At 71.8% G+C, this 12,303-nt stretch carries 11 protein-coding genes; 5 read left to right on the plus strand and 6 right to left on the minus strand.

Translation table 11 applies throughout. The features are described 5' to 3' along the window. Positions 1-26: 26 nt before the first annotated feature. From WAB14_RS15635 to WAB14_RS15645, 3 genes are read right to left on the minus strand one after another with little or no spacing between them, the layout of a single operon-like run. Positions 27-668, minus strand: a complete 642-nt coding sequence (locus WAB14_RS15635; protein WP_340271171.1) for a TetR/AcrR family transcriptional regulator — start codon at positions 666-668, stop codon at positions 27-29. A gap of 15 nt (positions 669-683) precedes the next feature. Then, positions 684-1,979 (minus strand): ABC transporter permease, encoded by a 1,296-nt coding sequence (locus WAB14_RS15640; protein ID WP_340271173.1) that lies wholly within the window; start codon positions 1,977-1,979, stop codon positions 684-686. Continuing rightward, the gene (locus tag WAB14_RS15645) at positions 1,976-2,692 is read right to left on the minus strand and encodes an ABC transporter ATP-binding protein (RefSeq protein WP_340271175.1); all 717 of its coding nucleotides are present in this window, start codon (positions 2,690-2,692) and stop codon (positions 1,976-1,978) included. The genes WAB14_RS15640 and WAB14_RS15645 overlap by 4 nt, the downstream gene beginning before the upstream one ends. Positions 2,693-2,882: 190 nt before the next feature. Here WAB14_RS15645 and WAB14_RS15650 point away from each other — a divergent pair, with 190 nt between their 5' ends. Continuing rightward, positions 2,883-4,694, plus strand: coding sequence for a choice-of-anchor B family protein (locus WAB14_RS15650; protein ID WP_340271177.1), 1,812 nt, complete (start codon positions 2,883-2,885; stop codon positions 4,692-4,694). 95 nt (positions 4,695-4,789) lie between these two features. On the opposite strand, the gene WAB14_RS15655 is transcribed toward WAB14_RS15650, so the two are convergent. The 3 genes from WAB14_RS15655 to WAB14_RS15665 form a co-directional block, all read right to left on the minus strand. Then, positions 4,790-6,025 (minus strand): prolyl oligopeptidase family serine peptidase, encoded by a 1,236-nt coding sequence (locus WAB14_RS15655; RefSeq protein WP_340271179.1) that lies wholly within the window; start codon positions 6,023-6,025, stop codon positions 4,790-4,792. A 114-nt stretch (positions 6,026-6,139) separates the two neighbouring features. Continuing rightward, on the minus strand, positions 6,140-6,865 hold the full coding sequence (locus WAB14_RS15660) for an HAD-IA family hydrolase (protein WP_340271181.1): 726 nt from the start codon (positions 6,863-6,865) through the stop codon (positions 6,140-6,142). A gap of 21 nt (positions 6,866-6,886) precedes the next feature. Further along, the gene (locus tag WAB14_RS15665) at positions 6,887-7,516 is read right to left on the minus strand and encodes a DUF305 domain-containing protein (protein ID WP_340271182.1); all 630 of its coding nucleotides are present in this window, start codon (positions 7,514-7,516) and stop codon (positions 6,887-6,889) included. 167 nt (positions 7,517-7,683) lie between these two features. On the opposite strand from WAB14_RS15665, the gene WAB14_RS15670 reads away from it, so the two are divergent. From WAB14_RS15670 to WAB14_RS15685, 4 genes are all read left to right on the plus strand, one after another. Beyond that, positions 7,684-9,036, plus strand: coding sequence for a hypothetical protein (locus WAB14_RS15670; RefSeq protein ID WP_340271183.1), 1,353 nt, complete (start codon positions 7,684-7,686; stop codon positions 9,034-9,036). A gap of 61 nt (positions 9,037-9,097) precedes the next feature. After that, entirely contained in the window at positions 9,098-9,952 is an 855-nt protein-coding gene (locus tag WAB14_RS15675; protein WP_340271185.1) for an aldose epimerase family protein, read from the plus strand. Between the two features lie 92 nt (positions 9,953-10,044). Continuing rightward, complete coding sequence (locus WAB14_RS15680) at positions 10,045-11,439, plus strand: hypothetical protein (protein WP_340271186.1); 1,395 nt, start codon at positions 10,045-10,047, stop codon at positions 11,437-11,439. Positions 11,440-11,625: 186 nt separating this feature from the next. After that, positions 11,626-12,303: hypothetical protein (locus tag WAB14_RS15685; protein ID WP_340271187.1), on the plus strand; the 678-nt coding region annotated here is incomplete at its 3' end.

Here is a 12,303-nt window from a genome sequence, read left to right on the forward strand (position 1 = left end):
GGATGGCAAGGGCCGGCTCGAGCGCCCTACACGAGCTGCCCCCACAGGCCCTCGAGCGGCTCCGTCACCCGGGCGAGGTCCGGCAGGGCCACACGCTCCCCGTCGACGAGCCGGCGGACCGCCGCGTTGGCGAGGGCGGCCCCCAGCGCGGTGACGAGGTCGGCCTGCTCGTCGAGCGTCGCCTCGTCGACGTCGTGTCCCTCCGCGCGGGCGAGGGCCTCCAGCCGCAGCCGGACGAGACCCCGCAGCTCGTGGAGGACCGGCATGAACCGCTGGGCCTGGCGGGCCTGCAAAGCCGGCGAGCCGGCGAGCAGGCGCAGCTGTGCGAGATGGGTCGCCGGGTCCTCGTCGGCGACCACCGGCAGGTCGATGAGGGCGACCGCGCCGGACAGGATCGGCACGGTCGGGTCGCTGAGGTAGCGGTTGGCCCGCTCGGTCGAGACCGACGGCAGGTCGGTGCCGAGGAGGGCGTCGTCCTTCGTCGGGTAGTGGTGGAAGAACGTCCGCTGGCTGATGCCCGCCTCGGCGCACACCGCGTCGACGGTGAGGGCGTCGAGGCCGACGGTGGCGGCCAGGTGGACCGCCGCACGGTGGATCCGCCGTGCGGTCGCCAGCCCCCGCGCGTTGCGGGGCGCGGGCGCCGCGGCGCTCCTAGCGGCGGGGTCCACCCGGCCCTCACCTCCTCACTCGTAGCGCAGGGCGTCGATCGGCTGCTGCCGCGCGGCCCGGCGCGCCGGGAGCGTACCGGAGAGGAAAGCGATCGCCACGATGAGACCGACGACCCCCGCGGCGGCCTCCGGCCGGAACAGGAGCACGTCGAGCCCGCCGAGCGAGGCGAGTGGCCCCGCGGCGAGCGCCGAGCTGAGACCGGTCCCGACGACGGTGGCGACGAGCACCCCGAGGAGGCTGCCGAGCAGACCGAGGACCACCGCCTCCAGGCTGAACAGGCCGAAGACCCGGCCGCTGCTCATGCCGAGGGCCTTCATGAGCCCGATCTCCCGGGTCCGTTCCTGCACGCTCATGAGGAGGGTGTTGACGATCCCGAAGGCCGCCGCCACGAGCGCGACGACGGCGAAGGCGTTGAGCACGCCGGTGATGCCGCGGATGACCGTCGTGACGAGCCCGAGCTGGTCCTCGACCGTCTGCGCCGTCATGCCGAGGTCGGCGACCTCGGCCTTGAGCGCCTCGACCGCGTCGTCGTCGAGGGCCGGGTCGAACCGGGCGGTCGCGACCGCGTACAGCGGCCGCTGCTCGACGTCGGCGGCCTGCAGCTCGGCGAGGTCGGCGACCAGCGCGTCGCTCGCGCCCCCTCCCCCGGACAGCAGGCTCGGGTTCGTGACGCCGACGAGCTCGGCCTCCACCTCGTGCTGCTGCCCGAGGACGTCGGTGACGGCGAGCACGACGGTGGCACCGACGGCGTCCGCGGGGTCGGCGAACCCGAGAGGCTCGACGTAGTCCTCGGGGAGCACGACCTGCCGGGCGGTCCCGTCGGGGTCGAGCTGGTCGCCCGCCGCGAGGTCGGCCCGCCCGATCGAGGCCGTGGGGGCGAGGCTCAGCTGGTAGCGCTGCTCGTCCGTGCCGTCGAGGGCCCGCACGTAGTCGACGGCCGTCGCCCGCACCGGCTCGATGTCGGAGAGCCCGTCGACCTCCGCCAGCTGCTCGAGGCTGCGGTCGGTGAGGGACCCGCCGCCTGCCCCGGGCAGGGGGTTCGTGGCCGCTGCGCCGGACGCGGCGGTGTCGGGGTCGTAGGCGGCGGGGCCGTCGGAGGTGTCCGGGGCCGCCGCGGTCACGACGAGCACGTCGTCGGCGCCGAGGGAGTCGACCTGACGCGTCACGTAGTCGGTGACGCCGGCACCGAGGGCGGTGGTGAGGGTGAGGGTGAAGGAGCCGACGAACAGCGCGAGCACGGTGAGCGTCGTGCGCAGCCGGCTGCGGAAGGTGTTCGCGACGGCCGCGCGGACGAGGTCGGTGGTCCTCATGCCGCCACCTCCTCGGCGAGGCGGACGCGGCCGTCGTGCACGAGCACCTGCCGGTCGCAGCGGGCGGCGAGGTCCTCGTCGTGGGTGACGAGGACGAGCGTGATCCCCCGCTCGCGGTTGAGGGCGAACAGCTCGTCGGCGACCAGCGCGCCCGTCGCGCTGTCGAGGTTGCCGGTCGGCTCGTCGGCGAACAGCACGTCCGGCTCGGTGACGAGGGCACGGGCGATGACGACCCGCTGCTTCTGCCCGCCGGACAGCGCGGTCGCCCGGTTGCCGGCCTTGTCCGCCAGCTGCAGCTGCTCCAGCACGGCCATGCCTCGGCGGCGGCGCTCGGCCGCCGGCACGCCGGCGATCGTGAGCGGGAGGACGACGTTGTCGAGCACGGTGGCGCTCGGCACGAGGAAGAACTGCTGGAAGACGAAGCCGAAGCGCGCGTTGCGAAGCCGGCCGAGCTGCCGGGCGCTGAGGCCGGTGGCGTCCTCGCCGTCGACGAGGAGGCGTCCCTCGTCCGGGGTGTCGAGGAGGGCGAGGACGTGCATGAGCGTCGACTTGCCGGAGCCGCTCTTGCCGACGACGGCGACGGCCTCGCCGGCGGAGACCTCCATCGACACGTCACGGAGGGCGCGGAAGGCGCCGTCGCCGCGCCCGTAGGTCTTCGACAGGTGCTCGGCACGGAGCAAGGGGGGCGGGGACGCCTGCAGAGGTGATGGCATGGCGGTAACTGTAGAGATGAATTGCAGTTACTGCAATATGCAGTCCCGCTCTGGCCGCCTTACCCCTGCCCGTACCAACCGTCCCTGAGGTACGTTCCCGAACGGGTCATGTCGCGCAACGGTGCACGGCGCCCCATCCGCCTCCAGCCTCGGCGCATGGGGTCCTCGACCCCTGGCGGAGAGAGACGTCATGAGAAAGCGGATCGCGGCGGTCGCCGCGACGGTCGGCATGTTCGCGGCGGTGGCGATGTCACCGGCGCAGGCGCACCACCCGGAGATCACGGACGTGCCGGGGGAGACCACGTCCGTCTACAAGTACGAGGGCCTCGTCACCAAGCTCGACCGTGACTGGTCGACGACGTCGACGAGCGGCTCCAAGGGCGCCGCCAAGGGGAACGCCCCGGGTACGTCGGCACCGTGCATCAACGGCATGGCGGCCGACTTCTTCCCCTGCGACGGCATCGACCTGCTGAGCCACGTGTCGCACAACGAGCTCGGCACCACGTTCGTCAACGACATCTGGGGGTGGACCGACCCGCAGTCGAAGAAGGACTACGCCCTCGTCGGCGCGACCAACGGCACGGTGTTCGTCGACATCAGCGACGCGAAGCGCCCGCAGGTGCTCGGCATCCTCCCGACCGCCTCGACGGCCGGCGGCTCCACCTGGCGTGACATCAAGGTGTACGAGAACCACGCCTTCGTGGTGTCCGAGCACACCAACCACGGCATCCAGGTCTTCGACCTCACCCGCCTGCGCGACTGGGACGGCACCTACACCACGTACGACGTCGACGCCCGGTACACCGGTCACGGCTCGGCGCACAACATCAACATCAACGAGGAGACGGGCTTCGCCTACTCGGTCGGCGCCGGTCCCTTCTCCTCCCAGCCGCTGCCCTACACGGTGACGGTCGACCCGCCGTCCGCGGCCGCGGGGAGCTACCTCGCGAACGGCGCCGTCTTCGGCCCCGCCCCGACGCAGGCCGGGTTCAGCGGCGCCTTCGCCCTCGGCGTCGACGGCGGCGGCAGCACGCTCGGCTGCACCCCGCTCGTCGGCTTCCCCGCGGGCGCCATCGCGATCGTCGACCGCGGCACCTGTGCCTTCACCATCAAGGTGAAGAACGCCCAGGACGCCGGGGCCGTCGGGGTCGTCGTGGCGAACAACGGGGCGGGCACGATCCTCATGGGCGGTGCCGACCCGACCATCACCATCCCCGCGGTGATGGTGAGCCAGGCCGACGGCGCGACCATCAAGGCGGGCCTGCCCGCGACCGGCAGCGTCGTGGCCAACGACCCGCCCGCCGTGTGCGGCACCGGGCTCCACATGGTCGACGTCAGCGAGCCCACGTCGCCGACGTACGCCGGGTGCTTCGACGACCACGGCTACATCCACGACACCCAGTGCGTCGTGTACGACGGTCCGGACACCGACTACACCGGTCGCGAGATCTGCTTCAACTCCAACGCCACCTCCAGCGGCGCCGGGGGCCTGCACCGGGTCGCGATCGTCGACGTCACGGACAAGGCGAACCCCGTCTCGATCGCCCGCGAGGGCTACGAGAACGACGGCTACAGCCACCAGGGGTGGCTGACGCCCGACAAGAGGTTCTTCCTCCACGGCGACGAGCTCGACGAGCAGCGACGCGGCATCAACACGACGACACGGGTGTGGGACGTCAGCGACCTCGACTACATCGTCGAGATCCAGGCGTTCGCGAACGACACCACGTCGATCGACCACAACATCTACACGCAGGGCCGTTACGCCTACGCGTCGAACTACACCTCCGGCCTGCGGGTGTACGACACCCGCGACCTGGCCGGCGGCGGCCTCAGCGAGGCGGCGTTCTTCGACGTCTACCCCGAGAACGACAACACGACGTTCGAGGGCGGGACGTGGAGCAACTACGCCTACCTCGGGCAGAAGGGCGTGGTGGCGGTCAGCAGCATCGACCGCGGGCTCTTCATCCTCCAGCCGAGGCTGAGCCGGCAGGGCAACTGAGGCGGGACCCCACCCGCTCGGGCTGAGCGGGACGTGACGGGCCGGGGAGGTCGCTCGACCTCCCCGGCCTCGTCATGTCCGGCGCGGAGCCCGAGTCACAGCTCCTGGTCGGCCAGCCACTGCCAGATGCGGGTCCCGTCGTCCGTCGCGGGGTCGTTGCGGGCGACGTAGATCCACGACCAGTGCCCGTCGTACGTCACCCCGTCGTACGTGACGTCCGGGTAGGCGCTGAGCAGCGCGCCGTCGACGGTCTCGGCCATGTACTGCCCGTTGGGCCCGAAGGGCACGACGGGGTCGTTGACCGCGTGGACGATCCACGTCGGCGTGCCGCCCATCGCGTCGAGCTCGTCGTCGGTGAGCATGACGTCGCCACCGAAGAGCCGGACCGCCGCGATCGGGACGTCGGCGGCGAAGAAGTCCGGGTAGTCCGCGACCAGCTGCGCGGTCATGTACCCGCCGTTGGAGGCCCCGACGACGTAGATGCGGTCGGTGTCGATGCGGTTCTCGGCGACGACCTCGTCGATGAGGCCCTTGAGCTGCTCGGAGTACCCCCGGGCGGGGTCGTTGAGCCAGAAGTCGAGGGCCTGCGGCGCGAGGACGTACGCGCCGCCGAAGATCTGCTGCGCCTCGGCGGTGGCGAAGCCGAGCGCCCCGCGGTTGGCCTGCAGGGCGAGGTCGTTGTCGTACGAGCCGGCCCAGCCGCCCTCGCCGCCGCCGTGCAGCCACACGACGAGGGGCCGCTCCCCGCCCTGGCGGGGCGTGAAGAGGCGGTACGCGAGCCCGTTCGCCTCGCCGTCGGCGAACGCGTCGACCTCGGGGTCGACGACCTCGCCCTGCTCGAGGGAGGCGAAGGTGAAGGAACGGTCGCCGCGCGCCGTGATCGGCTCCTCCTGCGTGACCGTGTACGCGAGGTCGAGCTCGACGTTGCGCCCGGGGCCGAGGGCGTAGGCGAGCGTGCCGGCACCGGGAGTGCCGAACCCGTCCTCCAGGTCGATGACGAGCCGGCCGCCCGGCTCCATCCGGACGTCGACGACCTCCCGCTCGACGTCGTCGAACGTCCCGAACACCGGACCCTCGAGGGACGGGTAGGGGTTGGTGCCGGTCGCCCGGACGCTGAAGGTGTCGTCGGACAGGCTCCTCGGGTTGATCCCGAGGACTCGGGCGTCGATCGTCAGCGAGACGACCTGCTGCCCGCCGTCCTGCACCTCGGCGTCGAGGGTGAAGACCGCCGTGCCCGACGCGTCGGGCGGGGCGGCCTGGGCCGGGACGGCACCGAGCGACAGCACGAGCGGTGCGGTGGCCGCGGCCACCAGCGTGAGAGGTCTCCTCATCGAAACTCCCTGGGTCGTACGGGCCGCGACGGCGGTCGCCGACACGCGGCTCGCCGCTTTTGCGGCGCTGCGACCATCTTTACACCGTTTGGCGACAGAAGTCGCGACCGTGTCTCACGGACCGTCGTGAGCCGCCTCCACCGCGTCGGCGAAGGCCCTCATCGACGGGAACGCGGCGTCGTAGGACCACTCCCCCGCCGGCTCCGGTGTCGCGCCCCACCCGGGCCGGTCGTGGCGACGGTCGATCCACACCGACCGCAGCCCCTCGCGACGGGCGGGCACGTGGTCGTGGAACAGGCTCTGCGCGATGTGGAGGAGACGGGAGCGCTCGATGCCGAGCTCGCGGACCGCCGCGTCCAGGGCGCGGAAGTGCGGCACCGCCGGCTTGTAGGCGCCGACGTCCTCCGCGGTGACGACGCGCGCGAAGTCGCCCCCGAGCCACCGGTTGCTGCCGGCGAAGCCCGCCCGGTGGACGTTCGACAGGATGATCAGCCGGTAGTGCGCCGCGAGCCGCCTGAGGGCGTCGGCGGAGTCGGGGAACGCGGGCCAGTCGGGGACCGACCCGCCCAGCCGCCGGGCCCACTCCTCGTCCACGTCACGGCCCAGCGCCGCACCCGTGCGACGGAACGCCTCGGCGAGCACGTCCGGGTAGAGCCGGGACGGCTCCTCGCGCTCGACGGCGGCCTCGTGACCCGAGTACGCGACGAGGAGGCCCTCGTCGGACACGTCGAGACCGTGGTCACGGGCCCACGGCGCGAGGACGGCGAGGAGCCCGGCCTCCCAGTCGATGAGCGTGCCGTAGCAGTCGAAGCTGAGGGCGTCGAACGCGGTGAGGTCCACGCCGCCCAGTCTGACCTCGGCTCACCCCCCGCCGGGGCAGTCGCGCAGCGCCTCTGCCGGGAAGTCCGGCACGGGCCGCTCCTCGGCCTCGTCGACCGTCGCCGCGATCCCGTTCTCCTCGATGTCGGCGATGAGCCACTCCATCTCGTCGATCTCGCGTCGCTGCGCCTCGCTGATCTCGACGGCCAGCCGGCACACGCGGACGTCGTCGATGTCGGCGCGCTCGGAACGGGTGATCGCGAGCGAGTGGTGGGGGATCATTGCGCTCATCCACCCCGTGTCGTCGACCGTGACCTGGCTCCGGTCGAGGTACACGCCGCCACCGAACAGCAGCAGGCTCGCCAATACGATGATCACGTTGTTGCGGGTGCTCCGGTACATGTTGAGCATCCAGCCGAGCATGATCAGCCCCATGGTGCCGCCCATGGTGAGCGCCATGAAGACGCGGCTCTCGCTGAAGCGGACGTGGCTCCACTCCCAGCTGCCGACGTACATCGTGAAGTACATGACGACCATGGCCGTGCCGATCATCGCGGCGAACCGCAGGTACATGCCGCCACCGCCGTGCCCGCGGTCGTGGCCGCCGTCACCCTGGTCGCCGCCGCGACCGTGCTGCGCCGTCCGGTCGTCGTCGCGGGTGTCGTGCGCCATGGTCTCCTCCTCGGTCCTCTGTGCTCCGTGTCCCTCGACGCGTACCCGCGGTCCCTCCTCGTGAACATCAGGGTCCGAAGTACGTACTTCCCTCCCGGACGGCGCGGCCTCACCATGGGTCACCGCTGGGACGACGGCGTCCCGGCCCGGGTCCACAGGGGGCTCCCATGCCACGTATCCGCTGGAGCGCGCTCGCGCTCGCTGTCGTCGCCGCGACGGGAGCGGGGCCGGCCGGCCCCGTGGCCGCCGCCCCTTCCGAGGGGGACCGGGGCATCCGCGTCTCCTCCCACTCCGCTGAGGCGGAGTCCGCCGGCACGGCCGCCGCCGCGGCCCCGACCGCCACCGTGTCCGTCTCCTCGTGCTTCGTGTACGACTCCTTCGGCGCCGCCGAGGTCGTCGGCACGGTCACCTCCGACGCCCCGGGCACGGTCTTCACCGTGCGGGTCGTCAGCCCGGGCGTGGAGCAGCAGGAGATGCTCGTCGTCGACGCCGGGCAGACACGCCAGTTCTCGATCATCACGGACACCGGACCGGTCGCCACCACGGTGACGGTCGACGGGTCCGTCATCGCCTCGGCGAACCGGACCGTGGCCGACTGCACGCCGTCGACCGTCTCCGGCGTCTACGGACGCGATGAGATCGTCCGCTGGGACGGCTTCCAGGTCGGTGAGGTCGTCTCGACCTTCACCGACGGGAACACGGAGTTCTACGACCTCCTCGTCGACAACTTCGGCTCGGAGACCGGCACCGCGGTCCTCGTGGCCGTGGAGGTGGACGGCACACCCGGCGAGGAGCTCATGACCTACGACCCGGAGACGGGCACCCAGACGTTCTGGCAGTGGGACGAGGTCGACGGCTTCTCCCCGATCAGCCGCCGGACCTGGTCCCAGGGCTGGGACGTCGTCGCACCGATCCAGCTCGACGGCGAGGCCCTCAGCGAGCTCGTCGTCTACAACTCCGTCACCGGTCGGCAGGTGCTCGTCAACCTGTTCTCGAACGGCACCACCGGCACGTACTCCGACCGGCAGTGGTCGCGCGGCTGGGACGTCGTCGAGCCGATCCAGCTCGACGCCGACGCGGCCAGTGAGCTCGTCGTCTACAACTCCGTCACCGGCCGCCAGGTCCTCGTCAACCTCTTCTCCAACGGGACCACCGGCACGTACTCCGACCGGCAGTGGTCGAAGGGCTGGGACACCGTCGAGCCCATCCAGCTCGACAGCGACCGTCTCTCCGAGCTCATGGTCTACAACTCGGTCACCGGCCGGCAGGTCCTCGTCAACCTCTTCGCCAACGGCAGCACCGGCACCTTCTCCGACCGGCAGTGGTCGAGGGGCTGGGACGTCGTCACCGCGGTGGAGAGCGATCGCACCGCTCTGTCGGAGCTCGCGCTCTACAACTCGGGCACCGGACGTCACGTGCTGATCGACCTCAAGGCCGGCGGCGGGACCGGGACCTACATCGACACCTTCTGGGGCCGCTTCTGGGCGGACGCCGTCCGCGTCAACCTGGAAGGCGACTGACACCTGCGACCGCGCCCCGCGCGAGGTGCGTGCGGGGCGCGGTCTGCAGCACGCTCAGGGCATGAGCACCCCGTCGGAGCCGTGCAGCCCCCTCACCGTCGAGTCGGGCGACGGTGCCGCCGTCCGCTTCTGCGCCCACGGCGGGCACGTGCTCGGGTGGACGCCGGTCGGTGGGACGGAACGGCTGTGGCTGAGCCGCGACACGGAATGCGGGGACGGCGTCGCGATCCGCGGCGGCGTGCCGGTGATCTGGCCGCAGTTCTCCGACCGCGGCCCGGGGCCACGCCACGGGGTGGCGCGCGACCGGGCGTGGCAGGTGATGGGCGCCGGGAGCGACGACAGGGGCGACGCGGTCGCACGGCTGCGCCTGACCGGGGACGCCGGAACGACACCGATCCCGCACGCGTTCGCCCTCCACCTCGAGGTGCGGGCGTCCGGCTCGACGCTCGACATCGAGCTGACGGCCCGCAACGACGGCACCGACGACCTCACGATGACCGCCGCCCTGCACACCTACCTGCGGGTCGCCTCGACGACCGGCACCCGGGTCACGGGGCTCGAGGGGCTGCTCGCCCGGCCGAACGACGGGCAGCCTCCGTGGCCGGTCGACGGTCCGATCGAGGTCGTCGGCCCGCTCGACGTCGCCGTCGAGGGCGTCGCGGACGGAGAGGCGGGTGCCGTCGTCGTCGACGACGGCGGGTCGGGTGCCGTCACCCTCACCGCCCGGGGATTCGACTCGCGCGTGGTGTGGAACCCGGGACCCGGCCGGGCACCGGGTGACGTCCACGCCGGCGGCGAGGCCGAGTTCGTCTGCGTGGAGCCCGCTCTACTCACCCCCCTGACGCTCGGAGCGGGCCGGTCGTGGCGTGGGGTTCAGACCCTGTCCGTCGGGTCGGGGAGCGACGCAGCCGGGTGAGTTCCCGTGTGTGCGTTCCCCACGAGGCTGCGGTGGCGCATGATGAGCCGCCGGGGCGAGGGGTCCCGGCCTCTCACCCCAAGGGACTTCCTGTGATCTCAGCCCGATCGGGCGCGCCTGCGCTCGTCCTCCCGCTCGCCCTCGTCGTGGCCGCCGGCCTCGCCGGCCCCGCGGCCGCTTCCGCCCCCGTCGAGACGCGCGACGTCGCCGGCGACACGCGGGTGGCCGACGGTAGACTCACCCTCCGCCCCGTCGGGTCGCCCCGATCCGCGCCCGGCACGGCGCGGGTCGCAGCGGCCAGCGCGACGGCGTTCATCTCGTCGTGCTTCGTGTACGACTCGTTCGGCTACGTCGAGCTCGGAGGCAGCCTCACGGCCGACCCGGCCGCGGACACCGAATTCACCATCCGCATCGTCAACGACATCGAGGACTGGCAGGAGAGCGTCCTCGTGCCCGCCGGGGAGACGTGGGAGTTCAGCCTCTTCGACGTCACCGGTCCGACGACCGTCACCATCGGTTCGGGTGGCGCGACGCTGGCCTCCGCCAGCCGCGACGTGCCCGACTGCACCCCCACGACCGTGTCGTCGACCTACGGCAGCGACGAGATCGTCCGCTGGGACGGCTACGGATTCGGGGAGATCGTCAGCACCCTCACCGACGGCAACACCGAGTGGTTCGACCTCGTCATCGAGGACTCGTTCAGCGACACCGGCACCGCTGTCCTCGTGCCCGTCCAGCTCGACGGGGTGCCGGGTGAGGAGCTCATGTCCTACGACCCGGTGACGGGCCGGCAGACCTTCTACGCCTACGACGACGTCGTGGGCTACACGCCCGTGAGCACGCGCCTGTGGTCGAAGGGCTGGGACGTCGTCACGCCCGTGCAGCTCGACGGGGACGCCCTCAGCGAGCTCGTCGTCTACAACTCCGTCACCGGTCGGCAGGTGCTCGTCAACCTGTTCGCCAACGGCTCGACCGGCACGTACTCCGACCGGCAGTGGTCCCGCGGGTGGGACGTCGTCGAGCCCGTCCAGCTGGACGCCGACGCGGCCAGTGAGCTCGTGGTCTACAACTCCGTCACGGGCCGGCAGGTCCTCGTCAACCTCTTCTCCAACGGCACCACGGGCACGTACTCCGACCGGCAGTGGTCGAAGGGTTGGGACACCGTCGAGCCCATCCAGCTCGACACCGACCGTCTCTCCGAGCTCATGGTCTACAACTCCGTCACCGGCCGGCAGGTCCTCGTCAACCTCTTCGCGAGCGGCAGCACGGGCACGTTCTCCGACCGGCTGTGGTCGAAGGGCTGGGACGTCGTCACCGCGCTCGAGAGCGACCGGACGGCCCTGTCCGAGGTGGCGCTCTACAACTCGGCAACCGGCCGCCACGTCCTCATCGACCTCAAGGCCGGCGGCGGCACCGGCACGTTCATCGACACCTACTGGGGCCGGTACTGGGTCGACGCGGTCCGGGTGAACGTCGAGGGCGACTGACCGGTACGGCCTGCGCGCCCGCACCATGATCGGATGCCGTCACGGGAGACCTTCCCGTGGCGGCATCCGCCGTCGTGGTGACGCACCGGGGTGAGCGTCCGCAACTCGCCGACCTGCCGAGGACAGGTGTCGCATGATGAGCCGCCGGGGCGAGGGGTCCCGGTCTCTCACCCCAAGGGACTTCCTGTGCTCTCAGCCCGATCGGGCGCGCCCGCGCTCGCGCTCTCCCTCGTCCTGGCCGCCGGTCTCGCCGGTCTCGCCGGGCCGGCCGCCGCGACGGTCCACGACGTGCGGCCCGGCTCCGGTGACGTCGCCTCCTACCCCGACGACGGCTTCGTCGTCCGGTCGCTGCCCAACGACGGCCCGACCGCCGCGTTCGCGGCTGCGGCCGCCACCGTCTCGATCTCGTCGTGCTTCGTGTACGACCAGTTCGGGTTCGTCGAGATCTTCGGCACCGTCACCGCCGAGGCCGACTCGACCACCGTCTTCGAGGTCACCGTCACCGGCGGTCGGTTCAACAACCAGTACCAGTTCTCCGCCGAGGCCGGCGAGACGCGAGCCTTCACGTCCCTCGACTTCGCCGGGGACCTCGAGGTCACGGTCAGCTCGGATGGGGTCGTCCTGGCACGGACGAGCCGCAACGTGCCGGACTGCACGCGGTTCTCGTCCGCCGGCTACGGCGCGGACGAGATCGTCCGGTGGAGCGGCTACGGCCACGGCGACATCGTCAGGACCCTCACCGACGGCAACACCCGGATCTTCGACTGGCTCCGGGAGGAACCCGATCACGCCATCCCGACCGCGGTCCTCGTCCCGGTCCAGCTCGACGGCGTGCCCGGTGAGGAGCTCATGTCCTACGACCCG

This window comes from Aquipuribacter nitratireducens (assembly GCF_037860835.1).
Classification (GTDB): domain Bacteria; phylum Actinomycetota; class Actinomycetes; order Actinomycetales; family JBBAYJ01; genus Aquipuribacter; species Aquipuribacter nitratireducens.